The sequence below is a fragment of the Pseudomonas salmasensis genome (assembly GCF_014268375.2).
Taxonomy (GTDB): Bacteria; Pseudomonadota; Gammaproteobacteria; order Pseudomonadales; family Pseudomonadaceae; genus Aquipseudomonas; species Aquipseudomonas salmasensis.
Genome location: NZ_CP077083.1, coordinates 2,210,882 through 2,232,622 on the forward strand (window position 1 = coordinate 2,210,882; position 21,741 = coordinate 2,232,622).

14 protein-coding genes and 1 tRNA gene are annotated in these 21,741 nt (G+C 59.3%); all 15 read right to left on the reverse strand.

Going from position 1 to position 21,741, the window contains the following annotated elements; all coding sequences use genetic code 11:
- Positions 1 to 203 precede the first annotated feature (203 nt).
- Complete coding sequence (locus HU731_RS09730; protein ID WP_186607885.1) at positions 204 to 527, reverse strand: hypothetical protein; 324 nt, start codon at positions 525 to 527, stop codon at positions 204 to 206.
- Positions 518 to 10,678 carry a two-partner secretion domain-containing protein gene (locus HU731_RS09735; protein WP_186607884.1) on the reverse strand — a complete coding sequence of 3,387 codons (10,161 nt, stop codon included), beginning with the start codon at positions 10,676 to 10,678 and terminating at the stop codon, positions 518 to 520. Before HU731_RS09735 ends, HU731_RS09730 begins: the two co-directional genes overlap by 10 nt.
- Before the next feature lie 30 nt (positions 10,679 to 10,708).
- A complete protein-coding gene (locus HU731_RS09740; protein WP_186607883.1) occupies positions 10,709 to 12,430 on the reverse strand; it encodes a ShlB/FhaC/HecB family hemolysin secretion/activation protein in 1,722 nt (573 codons plus the stop codon).
- A gap of 400 nt (positions 12,431 to 12,830) precedes the next feature.
- A tRNA-Lys gene (locus tag HU731_RS09745) sits at positions 12,831 to 12,906 on the reverse strand.
- Between the two features lie 123 nt (positions 12,907 to 13,029).
- Positions 13,030 to 13,677: a 7-carboxy-7-deazaguanine synthase QueE gene (gene queE / locus HU731_RS09750; protein ID WP_005790893.1), complete on the reverse strand. Its 648-nt coding sequence runs from the start codon at positions 13,675 to 13,677 to the stop codon at positions 13,030 to 13,032.
- Positions 13,678 to 13,841: 164 nt separating this feature from the next.
- On the reverse strand, positions 13,842 to 14,672 hold the full coding sequence (gene ybgF / locus HU731_RS09755; protein ID WP_057013720.1) for a tol-pal system protein YbgF: 831 nt from the start codon (positions 14,670 to 14,672) through the stop codon (positions 13,842 to 13,844).
- A gap of 6 nt (positions 14,673 to 14,678) precedes the next feature.
- Positions 14,679 to 15,179 (reverse strand): peptidoglycan-associated lipoprotein Pal, encoded by a 501-nt coding sequence (gene pal, locus HU731_RS09760; RefSeq protein ID WP_186607882.1) that lies wholly within the window; start codon positions 15,177 to 15,179, stop codon positions 14,679 to 14,681.
- Positions 15,180 to 15,234: 55 nt separating this feature from the next.
- Positions 15,235 to 16,515: a Tol-Pal system beta propeller repeat protein TolB gene (gene tolB, locus HU731_RS09765; protein ID WP_032803700.1), complete on the reverse strand. Its 1,281-nt coding sequence runs from the start codon at positions 16,513 to 16,515 to the stop codon at positions 15,235 to 15,237.
- A gap of 17 nt (positions 16,516 to 16,532) precedes the next feature.
- A complete protein-coding gene (tolA, locus tag HU731_RS09770; protein ID WP_005790902.1) occupies positions 16,533 to 17,606 on the reverse strand; it encodes a cell envelope integrity protein TolA in 1,074 nt (357 codons plus the stop codon).
- Positions 17,606 to 18,058 (reverse strand): protein TolR, encoded by a 453-nt coding sequence (gene tolR / locus HU731_RS09775; protein ID WP_162097537.1) that lies wholly within the window; start codon positions 18,056 to 18,058, stop codon positions 17,606 to 17,608. Before tolR ends, tolA begins: the two co-directional genes overlap by 1 nt.
- A 23-nt stretch (positions 18,059 to 18,081) precedes the next feature.
- A complete protein-coding gene (gene tolQ / locus HU731_RS09780) occupies positions 18,082 to 18,777 on the reverse strand; it encodes a protein TolQ (protein ID WP_003193865.1) in 696 nt (231 codons plus the stop codon).
- A 1-nt stretch (position 18,778) separates the two neighbouring features.
- Positions 18,779 to 19,234, reverse strand: a complete 456-nt coding sequence (gene ybgC, locus HU731_RS09785) for a tol-pal system-associated acyl-CoA thioesterase (protein WP_003193866.1) — start codon at positions 19,232 to 19,234, stop codon at positions 18,779 to 18,781.
- A 237-nt stretch (positions 19,235 to 19,471) separates the two neighbouring features.
- Entirely contained in the window at positions 19,472 to 20,530 is a 1,059-nt protein-coding gene (ruvB, locus tag HU731_RS09790) for a Holliday junction branch migration DNA helicase RuvB (protein WP_083356995.1), read from the reverse strand.
- Entirely contained in the window at positions 20,531 to 21,142 is a 612-nt protein-coding gene (gene ruvA, locus HU731_RS09795) for a Holliday junction branch migration protein RuvA (protein WP_003193868.1), read from the reverse strand. It abuts the gene before it with no gap.
- 70 nt (positions 21,143 to 21,212) lie between these two features.
- Positions 21,213 to 21,737, reverse strand: a complete 525-nt coding sequence (gene ruvC / locus HU731_RS09800; RefSeq protein WP_019821257.1) for a crossover junction endodeoxyribonuclease RuvC — start codon at positions 21,735 to 21,737, stop codon at positions 21,213 to 21,215.
- Positions 21,738 to 21,741 lie beyond the last annotated feature (4 nt).

The window sequence follows — 21,741 nt, forward strand, 5'->3', positions numbered from 1 at the left end:
TTTTATAGGCGAAGGACCGGGTTAGAAAACCGGACAGCCGTGGAACGCTAAGCAAGTGACATTCGGGATGAACTTATTGACACAGCAAAGCGGGGGCGACGAATAAATCCGCCCCGAATAAAATTAGTCACATCGCTGGTTAGCTGTTAAGTAAGCGCCATTCAAATCTGTCTCCTTTTTTTTGCAAGCGCCTTTTGCACCATCTAAACTCTAACGAGCACAAACTCCATCAAAACACCACTACCACTCATACTTTCAATAATTGCTCGACTCGCTTCTATCGACTTCAAAGCGAAATTCATTTCATTTAATGACGAGGAAAAGTCAACAATACAATCCATGTCTGGAACTCTCTTGTTTCCCTTGACTTTAAAACCCTCAATACCAAGAACTGCAATATTATTATTTTTGCAGTAGTCGACCAGCCTGATGCCATCGCCAACATCAAACAAAGGAATGCCACCCCACATCAATGTAGGTGTGATAGGTAAATCCTCAACGAACACTTCAACTGTAATCAGTCCCATGGTGCAACCCACTCAGGATCTTTTTTATTGGAGACTTGGACAATCGCTCCCGTGCGATCATTCCTTACCACATAAGAACCATCCTTAGCGATATACCCAGTAGCTGGATCGTTAAGGCGGCCCCCTGACACAGTATCAAAGCGAGTATCTTTCGTCACAACCGTTTTGACTGGTTTATCGATTACAGACTGTATAGAGCTTTCCGTCCAACCCCGTTTACCCATTTGGTCGGCAATCTTTGGTTCAATCGTAATTGAAACTCCTTTTGCACCTCCCATCACAAGCCGACCTAATACAGCCGCTAGCCCCGCACCAGTGAGCTCACCGGCCATAAAATAACCCCAAGCCTCAACGAACTCATTAGCCGGTTGAACCCCTTCAAAACCCTGCCCTCGGGCCAGCTCCAGCTGTGCTTGGGCAATTTGGTCGTTAGTGGCACCTTTTTCCAGCATGTCCTTTGCCAGAGTAGTCGCCGCTGATCCGTATTCACTTAAGCCTGGTGGCAGATGCTCCAGAAAATTGTATTGCGTCAGGTTTTGCGCAACCCAAGCCCCTTTCTCGATCTTGGCAGCATTCGCATCTTTCTGCCCCGCAGCCGCCAACACTCCCACGATCTTCGAACTCATCGTCAGCAACTCTTCGTTGCCGTTAACCAGCGTATTCAGATGAGTAACCAGCGCCTCATTCGCCCCCGCCGCCAATGCACCGGTTTTAAAATCGCCGCCTGTAGCCTCAGCCAGCAAACCACCTACCATCGCGTGAATCGCAATCTTAGGTGCCGATCCATCGGCAACTACACCTTCAGTGAAATTCCCCACCAGGTTGAAACTGGCTGCCGCCAACGTGTTGAACAGCGCGCTTTTCAGCGCGTCGCTGGCGCTACCGCCCTGCCCCAGCGCCTTGCTCAACAGCATGGATGTGCCGCTTTGCAGTGTTTGGTTGGCGGCAAATTTACCGACGCCACTCCACGTATTCAGTAGACCCGGCGTCGTAACTTTCCCGGTGATTGTGTTTGTTTGAGTTCCCGTCCAATCACCAAAGTAACCAGCGGTCAGCCCTGCCGTAGCACCGGCAATTACGTACCCCTTCATCGCATCCGAAGAGGTCACGTCCTCGAGCACCGCGCCCAGGTTGCCGCGATTATTGATGACACTTACCGTCGCGTTGGTTGCAGCTCCCGACGCAACTGCACCGATCACCGCACCGGATACGGCTCCCCCTGTCAGACCAGCAGCCAACGGCCCAACCACCGCCGCCATCACAATCGCAATAATGATCTGCGACGCCGGCCCCAACCCCGAGTTGCTGTACTTGAAGCTGTCATGAATCTCCTTGACCTGCCTCCAGTCCACATCCCCACGCGCTTCGGCCTCTTTGATCCAGGCCAACTGCGGATCGGCCTTGACCATCGCATCAATCGATTGGCTGACGGTTTGCTGGTTGACCTGCCTGACGTCGATCTTCAGGCCTTCCACCGCCTTGATCGCGATATTGCCCTCAGCCACCATTTGGGTCTGGCGCAGGGTCTCATCTGTATTTCCTTTTCCTTTTGACGATGTCCAGAACGCATCTCCCTTGCTCTTCTCGTGGCTCTCCTGATGCAGATCCTTCACCGCCTCAAACTCGACGGCCCCTCCACTGACAATCGCAATATCCCCACCACTCTCAAGCTTCGCCGCCTGATACTTCTGATCCCCCCCGCTCTCCAGCGTCAGGTCCCCCCCAGTCTTGATCTCACTGCCGACATTCTTCACATCGGTCACTTCATCACGCTGAGTCTTCTTGCTGCCCCAACTGCCCTTCTTGCTCATGTCGTACAGCGAGTAGTGGCTGTCCTGCGCCGCCAGCATTTGCAGTTCGTTATCAGCGTGCACATAGGCTTCGTTGCCCGCGCTGATTTTGCTGGCGACTAGCGTGAGGTCGGTGCCGGCGATGGCGATCAGGTCGCCGCCGGCTTTGAGTTCGGCGCTTTGTTGGGTGACGTCGTCCAGTTGGGTGGTGGTTTTGGTGCCGCCTTTTTTTCCTTTTGAATAGTCGTGTTGTTCGTTGGCGGCGGCGGCCAGGGTCAGGTTTTCGCCGGCCTTGACGCTGAGGTCTTTGGCGGCGCTGACGGTGCTGGCGACCACGGCGATGTCGCGGCGGGCGTCGATGGCGAGGTTGCCGCCCACGTCCACGGCGGAGGTGTGTTGCAGGATAGTTTGCTCGGTGCCGCTGATGCGGCGGCGTTGGTAGGCGTAGTCGTCCTGTTCGGTCTGGCTGGCGATCAGCACGTCGCGACCTGCCGTTACGCTGGCGTTGCCACCGGCCTTGAGGTTGCTACCGAGGTTGAGCACGTCGCGCCCGGCGTTCAGTTTGAGCGTGTCGGTGGCTTCGAAACGGGAGGCTTCGCTGGCCACGTCGTTGCGCAGTTGGTAGCCCTGGCCGTCCTGTTTGAAGGTGGTGACGGTGCGTTCGTTGATGATGTCGCCGGTCACGGCGGTGGCGCTGATGTCGCGGCCATTGATGATGCCGCCACGGCTGTTGCGGATCGAGTCGGTGGCGAGCATTTCCAGGCGGTTGCCGGCTTGCATCAGGCCACTGTTGTCGATGTTGCCGGCGACCATGTTCAGGTTGTTGGTGGCGCGCAGGGTGCCGCTGTTGTGCAAGTCGCCGCCGGTGACCAGGCTCACGTCCTGGCCCTGGATCAGCGCGCCGTTGGGGGCCAGGCGGTTGTTGGCCTGGGCCAGGTAGAGCACGGGGGTCAGGACTTTCTGGCCGTTGACCTCGGCTTCTTCCATCCACACGATGTCGTGGGTCAGCGCCGCGACTTGTTCGGCGGTGAGGGACACGCCCAGTTGCAGGTTGAGCGAGTCCTTGTAAGAGATGGCGTTGTCCATCAGGTAGCGGAACAGCGCGTCATCACTGGCAAGGCCGTTGATGTAGCGTTGGCCGGTACGGGCCACCACGGCTTCGCGGATCAGGCGCTGCTCGTACAGGCCGTCGCCCAGGCGCTTCCAGCTGGCGTCGGGGTTGTAGCCGAGTTTGCCGAGCAGGTAGTCGGAGCTCATGAACTGCTTGAGGTCGGTGAGCGCCGGGTTGGTTTCGATCAGGTATTTGTGGCTGTTATCTACCGGGGTGATTTCCGGCAGGCCTTGTACGCGGGTGACTGATGGGGCACGGCTGTCCAGAGCCAGCGGGCCCTGGCCGTTGACTGCGCCGCTGACGGGCTGGCCGTCGAGGCTGAAGCCGCGTTCTTGCACGGCGTTGTAGTCGAGGGTTTTCTCGCGGTCGGCGGCGGTGATGACACGTCCGTTTGCGCTGAAGTCACCCGTGGCGGTATCCGCTTTAGCCGCTGCACCGCCCTTCGCGGCCTGGCCGCTGAGACGGAATAGACCGTTCTCACCCGTTGGCAGGCTGAAGCCCGGCAAGGTCACTGGGTTGACCTGACGTTGGGCCAGGTCTGGCGGTAGTTGCGCGGTTATCGCCGGTTTTACCGTGGAGGCAAATACATCCGAGTTGGTGTTGCGGTTGGCCGCCGGGGTGTCGATGTTGGTGGCATTCGGGCGGATGACGCTGTTGTTGATTTCTTTGGTTGCGTTAACGGTGACCGAGCCGGCTGCCTGGATCACCGCTTGGGCAATTACGCTGCCGGAGGTGGGGACGGTGTAGTCGATAGGTGATGTGAAGAAGGTGTCCGAGAACCTCGTCTTCTCAACAAACTGGTCGAACGTGTACGCACCCGGCTTATAGTCACTTGAGTTGGGATCGTTGCTGCGGTTGAACTGCTCGACTTCGCTCATCAGCAACGAGTAAGCCGACCGGTTGCGTGTGTAGTAGGCGTAACCGAAATTACGCTGTTCACCACCAGCAGCGCCGGTGTTGTTCAGCACGTCGGTGTTGATCAGGATGTTTTTAGCGGCCGATACCGAGCTGTAGAGGTTATCGAAGGTCTGGCTGCCCACCGTCAGGTCGCCACCGGCATTGATGAATGCGGAGGCGGAGCTGCCTTTGATGGCGTCCTCATAGGTTTCGACGCCGCTGAACTTCAGCTCGCAGCCTTTGCCTTTGCAGTAGTCGTTGCCGTAGACACTGATGCTCCCGGAAACCATGCTTTTTTCGGTGGTGAACTGGTCGCGCCGGTTGCTCAGGGTATCGGCCAGCAAACGCATATTGCCGTCGCTCTCCAGCGTCCCGGAGACGTTTTCGATCAGCGCACTGCGCCCATTGGCATCATCGCGGGCGATGTCGAGGCCGCCCAGGCTGTAGACATCGCCGAAGCGGTTGCTGAAGTCGTTGACCCGCAGGGTCATGTCCTTGCCGCTGAACAGCAGGCCTTTTTCGTTGAGCAGATGCGTGGCGTTGAGGCGCACGCTCTCGGAGCCGCCCAGGGTGCCGTAGTTGTTCAGGGCGGCGGCGTTGACTGTCAGATCACCTACGGACGTCAGGCGACCACGGTTGTTCAGGACGTTGGTGCTGGTGATTTGAGTAAGCGCGCCACCGGCAATACGACCATTCTCGCCCAGGTCCAGGTTGGCCGCCGCGAGGGTCATATCGCCCAGGCTGCTGACCCGCCCGTTGCCGCTGTAGCCACCGGTGAGGGTCAGCTTGAGGGTGCCATCACTGGCCAGCAGGCCGTCGTTGGTCCAGGTGTCGCCCGTGCCGGTCAGGCTTTGTGCGCCGAGCAGTTGCCCGCTGGCAGTCTGGGTGAATTGGCCGATGTCGAGCTTCAGGCGCCCGGCCTGGATCACGCTGCTGTTGGTCCAGCTGGCAGCCTTGATGTCCAGTTGGCCGTTGGTGACGAAGCTGCCGCCGGCGCGGGTGACTTGATCGGACGTGAGGTCGAATTTACCGCCGCCAGTGTGGACGATACGCCCGCCGTTGTTATCCAGGCTGGCCGCTTGCAGGTTGAGGGTTTCGTTGGCGCTTTCCAGCGCGCCGAAGCGGTTATCGAACAGGCCCGTGGTGCGAATATCGGTGGTGCCCACCCGGCCCATTGCGCGCAGGTTGCCGCTGACGTTGTCGATGGTCTGCGCGACGAGGCTCAGGGTGTCGTCGCTTTCGATCAGGCCATTGCGGTTGCTCAGGGTGCCGGTGAGGCCGAAGTCAATGGTGCGTGCGCCGACTTTGCCGCCGTTGCCCGCCGCCGTGCCCTGGTTGTCGAAGTCCTGGGCGGTGACTTTGAGCAAGGTGTCGGCATACACACCGCCGCCCTGGTTATTCAGGGTGGTGGTGACGATCTGGCTGTCACCGCCAAGGGCCGACAGATGCCCCAGTTGGTTGAGCAGGCCGCCTTTGGCTTCGATGTTCAACGACTGCGCCTGGGTGATGCCGCTGCCGTTGTTGAACAGCCCAGTGACCAGCTTGATCCAGCCTTTGCTGCTGTTGAGGATGCCACCTGCGGTATTGGCGACGCTGGCCGTTTCCAGGTCCAGGTTGCCACTGAGGCTGTCGACACGGCCGCCCTGGTTATTCAGGGCGCCACTGAGGCGCAGGCGGTTATCGGTCTGGCTTTGCAGCGTGCCTTGATAGTTGGTGAGGGTGCGGGCGGTAAGGTCCAGCTTGCCCTTCTGGCTGAACATCAGGCCGTCTTGCTGGTTGTGAACGTCACCGGCCAACAGCTTGATCATCAGGTCTTTCTGGCTGGCGAGTGTGCCTTTGGCGCTGTTATCCAGGTCGCCCTTGGCGAGGGTGAGGTCAAGGCGGCCCTGGCTGACCAGTTGACCGCCTCGGTTGTCCAGGCTGGCGGCGTTCAGCAACAGGGCTGCGCCACTGGCCAGGCGGGCGTTGTTGGCGTTGATCAGCGCACCACTGAGGGTGCCTTCCAGGGTGCCCTGGCTGATCAGTTGACCGCCGCTGTTGTCCAGGCTTTCACCGAGCAGTGAGAGGCTGGCAGCGTTGATCCGGCCACCACGGTTGAGAATGTGGCTCTGAGCGTTGTTGAAGTCCAAGTGCTGGGCTGCGGAGATCAAGCCGTTGTTGCTGTTTTCCAGGCGGCCGGCCACGTTGAGGCTGACATCAGCCTGGCCGGAGATGATCCCTTGATCATTGTTCAGGCTGCCGGCGATAAGGGTTTGTTTGCCCTGGCTGACCAGGGCACCCGCTGCGTGGTTATCCAATACACCTGTGAGGTCGGTGTGCAGGGTGCCGCTCCTGCTCGACAACGTGCCCTCGGCGCTGTTGTCGAGGCTATTGCCGACCACCGTCAGACCGTTCCATCCGGAGATCAAGCCCTTGTTGGCGTTGACCACAGCATCTGCTTCAAGGCGTAGTTGATCAGCACTGAGGATGACTCCGCGATCGCCGTTATCGATGCGTTTGGCGGCCACGGTGAACGCCGCCTGGCTGGAGATTTCGCCTTGTTCACGGTTGGTCAGGTTGGCCAGGCGTGCGAACGTCAGTGGGCCTCTGGCACTGATCAAGCCGGCGCTGTTATCGAGGTTGCCGCCTTGCAGGTCGAGGGTTACGGCGCGCTCGCCGATCAAGCGGCCCTGGCGCTGGATCAGCTGGTGGACGATGAGTTTCAAGTCGCCTTTGGCCGAGATCTCCCCGTCCAGGCTGGAGTCGACTGTATGCCCGGTCAGGGTCAGGTCCGCCTGGCTATTGATCAACCCGGCGGTGTTATCGAGGTTGGCAGTGGTCAGGTTCAGCGCCTGTTGGCTGCCGATCACACCCGCGCGGTTATCCACATTGGCGGCAGTGACTGTCTGGCTACCGTCGCTGACGATTCGTCCGCCCTGGTGATTATCCAGCGCGCCGGTGTTGAGCGTCTGGTGGGTGCCCGCCGAGAGGCGGCCCTTGTCGCTGTTGTCCAACAAGCCTGCGTTAGCGGTCAAGGCTGTGGCAGCGGAAATCAGCCCTTGGTTATGGTTGTCCAGTGCTCCGATGACCTTCAGGTCCAGCGCGCCCCGGCTGGCGAGTGCGCCACCGGCCTGGTTGTCCAGGCTGTCGGCCTGTACCTGCAGAAAGCGCTTCGCCGACAACACTCCTTCGAGGCTGTTATCCAGCGCCTTGGCGACGCGGACCTGAAGGCTGTCGCCACTGATGACTTTACCGCCGCGGTTGTTCAGCGCGTCGGCGGCCAACAGGAATGACTGGGTGCTGGAGATTTCACCGCCCTGGCTGTTGTCGACGCTGCCCAGGTTGTTCAGTAGCAGTTGACCCGGTGTTGCGATCAGGCCGTGGTCGCGGTTGATCAGTTGCCCATGGTTCAAGTCCAGTTCGATGCCGGTATTGCTGACCAGCTCACCACGGTCATGTTGGTCCAGCCCATTCAGGGTTGCCTTGACCGCTGACTTGGCGAAGATCGACCCTTGTTGGCTGTTGTCCAGTTGCCCCGCAGTGAGAGTGATACCGGCATCACTGCTGATGCTGCCGCGCTGGCTGTTATCAAGGCCGGCACTGCGCACATCAACCTGTTGCTTGGCGCTGATCACGCCGCCCTGACTGTTGTTCAGCGCAGCGCTGACCAGCGTGGCTGTGCCATCTGCCAGCAGTTTGCCCGCCTGATTGTTCAGTTGGCCCTGAGTGGTGATCGACAGCGCATTGGCCGCCGACACAATGCCGCCCTGGGTGTTATCCAGGGTGCCAGCCTTGACGGTCAGCCCGCCCTCGCTCAGCAGCGTGCCCTGCTCTTGGTTGAGCAAGGCGCCGGTCAGGGTGATGTTCAGGTCTTTTTGGCTGGTAACGCGGCCACCTTCACTGTTGTCCAGTTGGGCGCCGCTCAGAACGAGGCTCTCACGCCCCGCCAGCAAGCCTTTGCTCTGGTTGAGCAGGCGTTGCACCGTGAGAGTCAGGCCGCTGTCGCCAATGACTTTGCCGGTGGTGTTGTTCAGTTGGTCGGCAACTACCAGCACCTTGGCCTGGCTGGAGATCTCGCCCTGCTGGTTAAGGATGGTCTGGCTGCGCAGGTCCACGCCGTGGGTGGCCGCGACAAGGCCGCCGTTGCGGTTGTCCAGCGAGGTGCCGCGCAGCGTCAGTGCACCGTCGCTGACGAGTTCGCCCGCTTGTTGATTGAGCACACCGACCGTTGCCTGCAAGTCGCCCTTGGCGCTGATACGACCGGCGCCGTTTTCGAGCCGGGTGGCGTTAAGGGTCAACGCACCATCGCTGCTCAACTTGCCGCCGCTGCTGTTGTTCAACTGGTTCAGTTGCACCTGCGCAGTGGCCTTGGTGCTGATCACACCTGCTTGGCTGTTATCCAGATCGCCGCCGGTGAGGGTCAGCGCATCGTCAGCAATCACCAAGCCGCCTTGGTTGATCAGGTTATCGCCGCGCAGGGTCATTGTGGCTTTGCTGGACACCAGCCCGCCCTGGCTGTTGTTCAATTGCCCGGCGGTTATTTGCTGAGCGCCCTGGCTGACCAAGTTGCCTTCATTGCGATTGTCCAGCAGCCCAGCGACGGTCAGGTTCATCAGGCCTTGGCTGGCTACCGAACCTTTATCACGGTTATCCAGGCTGCCTGCCTGTAAGGTCAACAGACTGGTGGCGGAAAAAATCCCCAGGCGGTTATCGATGCCGCCGCTGGCGGTCACGTTGAGGTTGCTGCCCAGCAACTTGCCGGAACGGTTATCCAGGGTCGTGGCAGCCACGGTGGCCTGGTTGGCGGAGATTTCACCCGCTTGGTTGCTCAGTTGCCCAGCGGATACATGGGCTTGCGCCTGGCTGGCGACCAGGCCGTTATCGTTAGTCAGTTGGCCTGCGTTGAGCGTCAGGTTTTTCAGGCCGATCACGCGACCGCTCTGGTTATCCAGCGCAGCGGTTACCGTAACGTCGGTGCTGTTTTCGCTGTGCAGCAAACCGTTGGTGCGGTTATCCAGGCCGGTAGCCGTGACCTTGAGCGAGTCCGTACCCAGTACACGACCGCCGCGGTTGTCGAGTTGACCGGCGTTAATCACGGCGGTGGTACCGCTCAATGTGCCGCCTTGATTGTTCAAGGTTTGGTTGGCTGTCGCGGTGAGGGTTCGGCTGGCAACCACGCTGGCGCTATTGCTCAGGTTAGCGGCGGCAAGGCTGACATCGCCGCTGGTGTTGCGGCTTTCATCGGCGTTGACCCCGGCTTCGATGATGCCGCTGTTGACCAACGTCCCACCGCTGGTCACGGTGATGCTGTCGCGGGCCGCCAGGCTTTTCTGATTGTTCAGGCCTGCCGTGGTTTGTACATCGACTCGCGTGCCGGCATACACCGCACCCGCAGCGTCCAATTGACCGGCCTTGATCACCACCGCTTCGCTGGCTTTGGCATTGGCCAAACTCAGACGTCCGTTGGCATCGAGCTGAATATCACCACCACTGGCCATTAACGTACCGTCGAGCTTCACGCCCACGCCGGCCTCGGTGCCCACCAGTTTGATCGCCCCGGCATACATCCCGCCCAACGCCGTCGAGTCAATCGCCAGTTCCGGCTTGGCACTGCCGTCATCGGCGCGGGCAGTGGCTTGCAGGCTTTTAGCGTCGACATCATTACGACCGGCAACCACGCTCAAGTTGCGCGCATTGATCTGCGCATTGATCTTGGCCGAGCGGGTGATGATCTCGAAGCGGTCGACGTTGTCGGCGTTCAAGCCCTGGCCGTCGATGGTCACGGCGCCGCCATCAACCTGGTAACGCTGCAGTTGGCCGCTTGCGTCGAGTATCGGTTTGCCGGTGGTCAGGGTGACATTGGGGGTGTTGATGAAGCCGCAGCCGCTGCAGGTGATGCCGTAGGGGTTGGCAACGATGACCTTGGCCGACTGGCCCGCCACTTCGGTGTAGCCGCGCAGTTGGCTGGGGCTGCCGCCGTTGACTTCGTTGAGGATGATATTGGCGGCGCGACCTTGCAGGTTCGGGTTGCCGAGGATGAGGCCGCCCAGTTGCGTCGATTGAGTGCGTTCGGTGGCGTTGTTGAGGATTACGCCGTTGGCGCCGACGTTGTAGTCCTTGAACTGGTTGTGGGACAAGCCACTGCCATTGGGGGTGGCGATGTTCACCACCGGCACGCCATTGCCCGCCGCGCCCACGGTGGTGCCGGGCGCGCTGACCACGATGCCTTCGGCCTGGGCCAGTAGCGGCTGCCAGAACAGCGCGTTGGCCAGGATCAGTGCCAAGCCGCGTTTGGGCAGGCCGAGGAACGCGTCACGGCTTTTCAGGGCAGCAGAAGGCTGGCGAACCAGGAAGGCAAATTGGCGAACATCCATTTCAAATTCTCGTTGCAACTGGGCGTTGAATTACAGGAAGAAATCCAGGCGGAAGTAGATCGGCGCTTCGCGCTCAAGCAGCGCAGCCGGTCGTTCCAGCGAGTGGGCAAAGGTCACGCTGGTGCTCACGCGTTGGCCGCGGGCGAACAGCTCAAGGGAGTTGCTTGAGACGCGACCGTGCACTTCGCCGTTGTAGCGGCCGTTGCGGATCACGCCCTGGTCGTAACCGACGCTGGCGCCGTATTCACCGAACACCGGGCGCAGCCAGCCGAGGGTCACCGGGCGGCTCCAGCGCAGGTCATTACGCCAGTAACCGCCGCTGTCGCCGGTCAGTTGCTGGTCCTTGTAGCCGCGAACTGAGGCTGACCCGCCAAGGCTCATGCGCTGGGGGCTGAACAGTACGTCTTCGCTGCGTTGGCCGGTGGCCAGGCTGGTGAAACTGAACGACTCGCCCCACAGCGTGAAGGGTTGCAGGTAGCTGACAGTGGCGGTGTATTTGCGGTAGCGGGAGTTGGCCAGTCGATTGCCGTTCTGATCGCGCTCATGTTGCGCCTGAGCATCGAGCAAACCGATGCCGTCCTGCATACCGAGGTCAACGTTGACAAACGCACTGCCAACTCGCCGACCGTGGTTGATGCCCCACTGCAACTCGCTGAGCCGATTGCTGCTGACGGCCAGGCGGCTGTCTTCGATGTAGTTGTTGGTGCGCAGGTGGGACAGGCCGACGTTGAGCGAGGTTTTGCTCAGGGCGTCGCGGTGGATCACCCGCTCAGCGCGCAGTTGGTGGTTTTCACTGTCGCCGGTTTGCTTGAAGTCGAAACCATCGCCCTGGACGACCGAACGGTAGTCGCTCTGGTTATAGCTGTAGCTGAAGTTCCACCAGCCCCAGGGCACGTTGTAGTAGAGCATCGCGTTCTTGGAGGTTTTCTGGTGGTCGCTGATGGCGTCGTGGCCGCCGCGCAGAATCAGCTGGTCGGCCAGGCCCAAGGGACTGTCCCATTCAAAACCGGTGCCCCACTGCTGTTCGCCGGTGCTTTTCTGGCCATCGTTGTTACGCGACAGGCTGGCGCGCCAGGGCTTCTGCGGGTTGTTTTTGACCAGCACCGAGCTGCCGCCCACCGCATCGCCTGGGGTCAGTTCCATTTGGGCTTGGTTGGATGGCAAGCGGTTGAGTTGGTCGACGGCCTGTTCGATTTCTCGCAGGTTCAATATCTCGCCGCTTTTGCCGGGAAAGGCCATGGCCAGCTCGTGGTCCGTCAACTTGCTGGTGTCGGCGCCCTTCAAGCCTTCGAGTTTGCCTTCCACCACCAGCACTTGCAGATGCCCCTTGGACATATCTTGCTGGGGCAAGTACGCGCGGCTGGTGACCAGGCCTTTGTCGATGTAGAAGTCGGTGAGGTCTTTGAGCAGGGCGTTGAGCTGGGAAACGCCCAGGCATTGATCGGTGTACGGCTTGAGCAGACGCTCACGCTCAGTGACAGGCAGGTGCTCGGCACCTTGCAGTTCAATGGTCTGGATCGGGAAGCAACGGCTGTCCACCGGGGCTGCCGGCGCTTCGGGCCTGGCCTCTTTGCCGGGCAGTTCCTTGAGTTGTTCAAGGCGGCGTTGTTGATCTTCCAACAGGCGATTTTGCCGCTCGCGGATCAGGTCCTGATCACCCGGGAGGGTTGCCGCCATCACGCTGTGGGAAACGAGGCAGGCAAGCAGGGCAATACTCAGTGAATACCGAGTCCGTGGCAGTTGGGAAGACATGTTCGATCCATCGAATTTACGAAGGGTGGCAAACTAACATCGTCCGCCCCTCACGCCAATAAACCGACTGTATTTTAGGAAATTTCTTAAAAAATTCTTAAGTAGCTGACACATAAGAAAAAACAACCAAACAGGAAAGAATTTCGTTTGGAGTTCTGAGCTGGTTTCCGACCAGCGGTATCAGGTTTGATACACATGAGGGCGCATACGAACGACCGGACTCTTCGGTCAGCACCGGTCCGCGTATGAATATTAGAATTTAAGGAATGCTTTTTGAACGGCGACAGAATCTGAGCAAGGGATGACTCAGCGTCGACTCGGATCTGCCAAATGACAGGCAAAAAAAAACCCGGAAATCCTCACTTACGTGGGCCTTCCGGATTTTCTAAACCGCCAAAAATGGTGGGTCGTGTGGGATTCGAACCTACGACCAATTGGTTAAAAGCCAACTGCTCTACCAACTGAGCTAACGACCCGCTGTGTGGTGGCGCGTATAATACTGATTTCTAAGGATTATTCAACACCTTATTTTAAATAAATCAGAAAAAACGCATTTGAACGGTAATTCGGTGGGTAGAACGCCTCTCGCAGCCGCCTGATCAGCGCCCTGGCTCGTCGTTCCACAGGTACTTGTGCAGCTGCAATTGCAGGCGCACCGGCAGGTTGTCCGCCACTACCCAGTCGGCCAGCTCCCGCGCATTCAGGTCGTGATGGCTGGGCGAGAACAGCACCTCGCCCGCACGGCGCTCCAGGCCATACTGGATCAGCTTGGAGGTGGCCCAGTCATAATCGTCACGGGAACAGATGACGAACTTGACCTGATCGTTGGCCGTCAGCAAGTCGATGTTCTCGTAGCGGTTGCGGTGCGCTTCCTTGGAGTCCGGGGTCTTGAGGTCGACGACTCGGCTGACGCGCGGGTCGACTGCAGAGATGTCCAGGGCGCCGCTGGTTTCCAGTGACACCTCGTAGCCGGCGTCACACAGTTGCTTGAGCAACGGGATGGCGTTGGGTTGCGCCAAGGGCTCACCGCCTGTCACGCAGACGTAGCGCGGCCGGTAGCCGGCAACCTGTTCCAGGATGTCGTCGAGGGTGCGCACGGTGCCGCCGCTGAAGGCGTAGGCGCTGTCGCAGTATTGGCAGCGTAACGGGCAGCCGGTGAGCCGTACAAATACGGTGGGCAGGCCAGCAGTGCGCGTTTCACCCTGCAACGAGTAAAAGACTTCGGTAATACGTAATGTGTCTTGCATAGTCGCCACGGGCGTAACAGCTAAACAGGCTGTCCGCCTCCGTCAGGCACTTCAAGGGATTGCGCCAACGCGTCAACCCCAGAAAGCGTGTTTCATAAAAGGGCGTGGATTCTAACGAAAAAACCCGCGACAAGCGCGGGTTTCTTCTAAACGGGCTGCATCGCTTACAAGCGTTGCAGGTCCCGTTGGGCCAACTGAGCCGCGGAGGTACCCGGGTACTGGGCAACCACCTGCTGCAGAATGCCTTTGACCTTGTCGGTATGACCCAGGCGGCGTTCTACGTCAGCGAGTTTGTACAGCGAATCCGGAACCTTGGCGTGCTTGGGGTACAGCTGGCTGACCTTGGCAAAAGCCTGGCCAGCCCCCTGCAAATCACCCTTTGCCAGGTTGACCTCACCCAACCAGTACTGAGCATTGCCCGCGTACTGGCTGTTAGGGTATTTGCGCAGGAAAGCAGTAAAAGCCTGGCTGGCTTTATCGAAATCCTTGGCTTTGATCAGGTCGAAGGCTGCATCGTAATACAGTTTTTCCTTCGCTGGATCACCCGGCTCGCTGCTGGCAGCAGGGGCAGCAGCAGCGGCCCCCGCTGCGGCGCCACCGGCAGCGGCACTGGGTGCGCCACCGGCAGAAGAATTATCAGGAGTAGCGGCAGGTGCAACACCGGCTCCAATACGACGATCAAGATCCTGGTAACGCTCCAGGCCTTCTTGCTTGAGCTGGTTCACTTGGTTCTGCAGAACTTCAATGGCGCCTTGTTGCTGGGCCAATTGATCCTGCATGCGTTGCAGCTGGTTGAACAGCTCGCCCTGTGCCGAGGGAGCGGACGTAGCCGCTCCCCCCGCATAGGCGCCGTTCGTGCCATAACCTGCTGGCGGATAACTGCTCCCGCTATTGTTATAGCCTGAGTTGCTATCCGTTACAGGAACCGCAGCCCACACCGCAAGCGGTGCGAAGCTGAGAGCCAATACAGTTAGAGCACGACGGCACGTTCGCATAACGAATTACTTACGCAGTTCGACGCGACGGTTCTGAGCCCACGACTGTTCGTCGTTGCCAGTTGCAACTGGACGCTCTTTACCGTAGGAAACCAGTTCCAGTTGGCTTGGAGCAACACCTTGCAGTACCAGGTAGCGCTGAACGGCTTTCGCACGACGCTCGCCCAGAGCCATGTTGTACTCACGAGTACCACGGGCGTCAGTGTTACCTTCCAGAACAACGCGAGCGCCGTTAGCTTTAAGGTCCTTGGCGTGAACGTCCAGAGCGCGCATGGCTTCTGGCTTCAGGTCCGAACTGTCGTATTCGAAGTAGAAAGTGGTGATAGCGCGCAGAGCAGCTTCTTCGCTCAGGGAGCCGTCGACCGCACCAGTGTTGGCGCCGTAACCAGCGTTTGGATCAACAGCTGCGCCTTCACCGGCATTGTCGCCGCCTTTAGAGGAGCAACCAACGGCTACGGACAGAGCCAGAGCCAGAGCAGCAAACTTACCAAACTTCAGCATTTCCATCGTGAAACTCCTAATGAACCCCAGTGTGTTAAGTACTTCTTTTTGTAGCGCCGCGTCAGTTCAGGTAAGGGGACCAGGATGGTTCTCTGACTTCGCCTTGTGCGGTAGGAAGTGGGAGCCTTACGCGTCCATTGATGGACACGAGCATCAAGACTCCCCGGCCCTGCTGGCGGGTGGCGTAGATTACCATGGTGCCGTTGGGCGCAACAGTGGCTGACTCATCAAGGTTGGTATCTGTAAGGATTTTTACGGTTCCGCGCTGCAAATCCTGGGCCGCAACCCGGAAATTAGTGAAACCATCCTGACGGTGAATCATCACCAACGTCTTTTCATCGGCCGAAAGCTTGGGGTTGGCGTTGTAGTTACCAATAAAGGTCACACGTTCCGCACCGCCGCCGTTCACATTTGCCTTGTAGACCTGAGGCTTGCCGCCACGGTCGGAGGTGAAGTAAATGGTCGAGCCATCCTTACCCCAGAACGGTTCGGTGTTGATGCCCGGGCCGCTGGTCACACGCGAGAGCTGACGCGAGGCCATGTTCATCACGTAGATATCCGGGTTGCCGTCCTTGGACAGCACGAAAGCCAGGCGCGAACCATCCGGCGACCAGGCTGGCGCACCGTTGAGGCCTTCGAAGTTGGTGATCTGCTCACGACGGCCAGTATCAATGTGCTGCACGAAGATACGTGGACGGCGCTGCTCGAACGATACGTAGGCAATACGCTTGCCGTCCGGCGCAAAGCGCGGCGACAGGATGGGCTCACGGGACTGCAGCAAGGTCACTGCACGTGCACCGTCGTAGTCCGAACGTTGCAGGGTGTAGCGGGTATTGTCTACAGAGAAACGCTCAGCCGTGACATACAGCAGGCGCGTCGAGAACGCCCCCTTGATACCGGTGAGTTTTTCAAACGACTGGTCCGAGATGTAGTGGGCCATGTCGCGCAATTGCTCGGCGGTACCCGATACGCTGCCGGTCAAAACCTGCTGCTCGGTGGCCACGTTGAACAAGGTGTATTGGATCTGCAGGCGACCACCGGCCGGCGTGATGTTGCCGACCATCACGTACTGCGCGCCCACGGCTTTCCAGTCACGGAACACGACTTCGCTGGCCTGGTTGGGCTGGCTGATCATGTTGCCTTTTGGAATCGGCGCGTAGTAACCGGAGTTACGCAGGTCGTCGCTGACGATCTGGGCCATGTCGTCCGGCAGCACGCTGCCGCCCTGCCAACCGAAGGGTACGACGGCGATCGGAGTAGCCCGATCGCTGCCGCTGGTTACCAGGATGTTCTTTTCATCCGCCGCCGCTATCCCTGCCATACAGCAAATAACGACAAGCATTCCTCGAAGAAGGTTTCTCACAAGGCTAGATCCTCAGGTGTGAATGTCATCTTGAATGAACGATAGGGAGCGAAGTCACTTGGTTTCATTCCCTGCATCTCGGTCAACCGGCCAATATTCTTGACTGCGGCAACCGCTGAACTGTCGAACGTACCGTCACCACTGGACTTGGCCACGCTGACCGAAGTCACCGTACCGTCTGGCAACATGCCGATCTGCAGCACTACTGTCATGCCTTTGCGTGCCGAAGGTGGACGAGTCCAGCCTTCCGCTGCCCGCGCCCGAATCAGGTCGTCGAAACTGCCCGCGACTTCATCGCCACGCTCATCGGCCAAGGCTTGCTGACGCTGCGGCGTGTCGGAAAGCAAATCTGCCAAGGCCTGGGCCTTTTTCTCTTCGGCGGATTTGCGTGCTGCTTCCTGGGCCTTCTTCTTGGAGGCGTCGGCGGCAGCTTTCTTCTTCGCTTCGTCGGCGACTTTCTTCTTCGCCTCGTCTGCTTCAGCTTTTTTCTTGGCGTCTTCGGCGGCTTTCTTCTTCGCGTCTTCGACAATCTTTTTCTTGGCTTCTTCAGCGGCCTTTTTCTTGGCCTCTTCTTCGGCAGCTTTCTTGGCTTCTTCTTCCGATTTCTTCTTGGCTATATCAGCCAATTGTTTCTCTTCGGCCTTTTTCGCTTCGGCAGCTTTCTCGGCTTTCTTGGCTTCATCAGCCTTTTTCGCCTCGTCGGCCTTCTTGGCTTCGTCAGCCTTTTTCGATTCCTCGGCCTTTTGAGCCGCCTCTTCTTTCTTTTGTTCCGCAGCAGCCTTCACCGCTTCCTGCTCGACCTTCTTCTGTTCCATCTGCTCGACTTCAGTCTGGCGCGCGGCCGACTTCTGGGCCTCACCCGCAATCTTCTGATTGGTCTGGGTGGTGGCCTGGCTTTTCGATTTCAGCTGATACAGGGTCGCCTGCACGATCGGCTTGGCTGGCGGCAAATCCGGGGTCATGGCAAAGCTGACAAACAGCATGCCGAACACCAGGACGTGCAGGGCTATTGCCCACACGCCAGGCCAGAAGTAGCTTTCCGAGGCGGACGGCTCTCGCTGTTGCTGCATCAGGGCGCCTCGGTAATCAAGCCAACGTTACCGACGCCGGCCTTCTGCAGCCCGCCCATGGCACCCATGACGGAGCCGTAGTCGACCGATTTGTCACCCCGGATGAAGACCTGGGTGTGCTTGCCGCCTTCGTTGCCGGAGCGAATGATCTTGGTCACCGCATCGGTCATGGCCGGCAAGGTCAGGGCCTTGTCCTGCTGCTTTTGCGTGTCGACTTCGCTGCCAAGGTTCCAGTAATAGGTCTTGTCAGCCTTGATCGAAATGGTCAGGACCTGAGTGTTGTTGTCCTGCGGCAAGGCTTCACTGGAAACCTTGGGCAGATCAACCTTCACGCCCTGGTTGAGCATCGGCGCGGTCACCATGAAGATCACCAGCAGCACCAGCATCACGTCGATGTAGGGCACTACGTTCATCTCGGCGACCGGCTTGCGCTTTTTGCGAGATCGAGCGATTAAAGCCATTGGGAATTACCTGCTTATTCTTCGCTGGTGTGCACTTTACGGTGCAGGATCGCCTGGAATTCATCGGCGAAGGTGTAGTAACGGCCAATCAACGTCTCGCTGGTTGCGGCGAAACGGTTGTAGGCGATTACTGCGGGGATAGCGGCGAACAGGCCGATCGCGGTGGCGATCAGGGCTTCGGCAATACCCGGGGCCACGGTGGCCAGCGTGGCTTGCTGCGCCTGGGCCAGGCCGCGGAAGGAGTTCATGATGCCCCATACGGTACCGAACAGGCCGATGTACGGGCTGACGGAACCCACGGTGGCGAGGAACGGCAAGCCCTGCTCAAGTTTCTCTTCTTCGCGGGAAATGGCCACGCGCATGGCACGGGCCACGCCTTCCATCACCGCTTCCGGGTCGACACCAGGCTGCTGGCGCAGACGCGAGAATTCCTTGAAGCCGGCACGGAAGATCTGCTCGACGCCCGAGTCCGGGTCCGGGTTGCTGCCGGCCTGGCGGTACAGCTTGGACAGGTCGATACCCGACCAGAAGCGCTCTTCAAAGCTCTCCAGGGCACGTCGACCGGCACGCAGCATGTTGCTGCGCTGAAAAATCATGACCCAAGAGGTAACCGATGCGGCTACCAGGGTCAGCATGACCAGTTGAACCACGACACTGGCATTGCTGACCAGGCTCCACATGGAGGAATGGTCGACGACGGTAGGTTCCACGCTAAATCTCCTGCTTTGATTGTTGACCCGCGCCGCTCACGGCGGCAAAGGCCGCGCGTAGAGTTTCGGGAATGGCCCGAGGTTTCAAGCTGTTGGTGCGCACACACGCCACCAGGAACTGCCCCTCACAGAGCAGCGTTGCATCCGTGGCCCGCCTGACCTGCTGTTTGAAACGCAGGCTGGCACGGTTCAATTCGATGACTTCGGCACTGACCAGCAATTCGTCGTCCAGTCGCGCCGGTGCGTGGTAACGCGCCTCGCTGGAATGCACGACGAATAACAGGTCCTCGCCTACCAGCTCGGACTGGGCAAAACCCAACTCCCGCAGCCGCTCGGTTCGAGCCCGTTCCATGAATTTCAGGTAATTGACGTAATAAACGATGCCGCCGGCATCGGTGTCCTCGTAATAAACGCGACAGCGATGTGCGAACGACTGATCCCCGTTTTGCGCGCGCATACTCTAGTGCTTACTCCTCAGGTTGCCAATTGGCTGGGCAACTGTTTTTTCATTCCTGAACGCTTTCAAATGACGACGCCAGACACTGGGACAGCACAAAGCTCGGATAAATCACCCCACATGGCAAATACCCTGTAGGAGCGAGCTTGCTCGCGAAGAACCTGAGCACGCCGCGTATAACCAGACATACCGCGTTATCGTTGGCGTTTTTCGCGAGCAAGCTCGCTCCTACAATTTTTAATCGTCTACTGCATCGAGGAATTCGTCTACCACGGGCATCTCTCCCAATCGTGACGGAATGTTTAGCCCAAAGTGCAGGTAAGCATGACGTGTCACCACCCTGCCCCGTGGGGTTCGCATGATGTAGCCCTGCTGGATCAGGTACGGCTCCAGCACATCCTCAATGGTATGGCGCTCTTCACTGATGGCCGCGGCCAGGCTGTCCACGCCGACCGGGCCACCGTCGAATTTCTCGATCATGGTCAACAGTAGGCGTCGATCCTGGTGATCGAAGCCATGCTCGTCCACATCCAGCAGGTTCAACGCCAGGTCCGCCACCGCCTTGGTGATGTGGCCCTTGGCACGCACTTCGGCAAAGTCGCGCACGCGGCGCAGCAAGCGGTTGGCGATGCGTGGCGTACCGCGGGCGCGCCGGGCGATTTCAAAGGCGCCTTCCGGGTCCAGGGGCAAGCCAAGGATACTCGCGGAACGGCTGACAATGGTCGCCAGATCGGCGGTGCTATAGAACTCTAGACGTTGAACAATACCGAAACGGTCTCGCAGCGGGTTGGTCAACATGCCCGCGCGAGTGGTCGCGCCCACCAGGGTGAATGGCGGCAGGTCGAGCTTGATCGAGCGGGCCGCCGGGCCTTCGCCAATCATGATGTCGAGCTGAAAGTCTTCCATGGCCGGGTACAGCACTTCTTCGACAATCGGCGACAAGCGATGGATTTCGTCGATAAACAGCACGTCATGGGGTTCAAGATTGGTCAGCAGCGCTGCCAGGTCACCCGGCCGTTCCAGCACCGGGCCGGAGGTTGACTTGATCGACACGCCCATTTCATTGGCGATGATCATGGCCAGGGTAGTTTTCCCCAACCCCGGCGGACCGAAGATCAACGTGTGGTCCAGGGACTCACTGCGCCCGCGCGCGGCCTGGATAAACAGCTCCATCTGCTCGCGCACGGTGGGCTGGCCGATGTATTCGGCCAGGCTCAGCGGGCGGATGGCCCGGTCCTGGACTTCTTCACGGTCACGCGGGCCGGTGGCCGCGATCAGACGATCGGCTTCAATCACTTAAATCATTCCCTTCAGGGCACGGCGAATCATGTCTTCAGCGCTCAGGTTCTTGTCCTTGATGGCCGATACGGCCTTGCTGGCCTCCTGGGGCTTGTAGCCCAGGGAGATCAGCGCATTGACCGCATCGCTTTCGGCGCTGGCGACCTGGGCCGCCGGCATATCCGGCTGGTTCGGTACCAGGGCGAACATGCTCGGTACCACCTCCCAGGCTTTGAAGCGGTCCTTGAGCTCGACCAGCAAGCGTTCGGCGGTTTTCTTGCCCACTCCCGGCACCTTGGTCAGGGCCGAGGTGTCCTGGGCGGATACGGCACGCACCAATTCATCCACTTCCAGGCTCGACATCAGGGCCAGGGCCAATTTGGGCCCCACGCCATTGAGACGAATCAGCTCGCGGAAGAAATCGCGGTCGCGCTTGCCGATGAAACCATAGAGTAGTTGCGCGTCTTCGCGCACCACTAAATGCGTGTGCAAGGTTATCGGCTCGCCGACCGACGGCAGCCGATACAGGGTGGTCATGGGCACTTCCAGCTCATAACCCAACCCATTCACATCCAGAATCAGGTGCGGCGGCTGTTTCTCAGCCAGGGTGCCGCGCAAGCGTCCAATCACGGTTCAGATCCTTAAAGCTTGGGGGTCAGTTCAAGGCCTGACCGCAAAAATAACGATTGCGCTGATGCTATCAGAGACGCAGGCGCCCGCCACGACTACGTGCTGCGCCCAAGCCATGAGGCAGCAGGCTGGAGCGGGTATGGGCATGGCAAATGGCGATGGCCAGGGCGTCCGAGGCGTCGATCTGCGGCTTGGAAGTGAGCTTGAGCATGTGCATGACCATCATCTGCACCTGCTCTTTGTTGGCGCCACCGGTGCCGACCACGGCCTGCTTGACCTGGGTCGCGGTGTATTCAGCGATCTCCATGCCCTCCTCGGCACCCGCCACGATGGCCGCGCCACGGGCCTGGCCGAGCTTCAACGCCGAGTCGGCATTCTTGGCCATGAACACTTTTTCGATGCCCATGGTGACCGGGCCGTAGGTCTGGATGACTTCACGCACGCCGCGATAAACGATCTGCAGCCGCTCGGCCAACTCGCCGGCACCGGTGCGGATGCAGCCCGAGGCGACGTACACACAGCCGCGCGGGGTCTGCTGCACCACGCCAAAACCGGTGATGCGCGAACCGGGGTCGATACCTAGGATTAAAGTCATAACG

Coding starts and splice junctions, on each gene's coding strand:
- queE (WP_005790893.1), bottom strand. CDS start 13,677: ATGCAAGACACATTACGTATTACCGAAGTCTTTTACTCGTTGCAGGGT.
- ybgF (WP_057013720.1), bottom strand. CDS start 14,672: ATGCGAACGTGCCGTCGTGCTCTAACTGTATTGGCTCTCAGCTTCGCA.
- ybgC (WP_003193866.1), bottom strand. CDS start 19,234: ATGCGCGCGCAAAACGGGGATCAGTCGTTCGCACATCGCTGTCGCGTT.
- ruvC (WP_019821257.1), bottom strand. CDS start 21,737: ATGACTTTAATCCTAGGTATCGACCCCGGTTCGCGCATCACCGGTTTT.
- HU731_RS09740 (WP_186607883.1), bottom strand. CDS start 12,430: ATGTCTTCCCAACTGCCACGGACTCGGTATTCACTGAGTATTGCCCTG.
- tolA (WP_005790902.1), bottom strand. CDS start 17,606: ATGCAGCAACAGCGAGAGCCGTCCGCCTCGGAAAGCTACTTCTGGCCT.
- HU731_RS09730 (WP_186607885.1), bottom strand. CDS start 527: ATGGGACTGATTACAGTTGAAGTGTTCGTTGAGGATTTACCTATCACA.
- pal (WP_186607882.1), bottom strand. CDS start 15,179: ATGGAAATGCTGAAGTTTGGTAAGTTTGCTGCTCTGGCTCTGGCTCTG.
- HU731_RS09735 (WP_186607884.1), bottom strand. CDS start 10,678: ATGGATGTTCGCCAATTTGCCTTCCTGGTTCGCCAGCCTTCTGCTGCC.
- tolB (WP_032803700.1), bottom strand. CDS start 16,515: ATGCTTGTCGTTATTTGCTGTATGGCAGGGATAGCGGCGGCGGATGAA.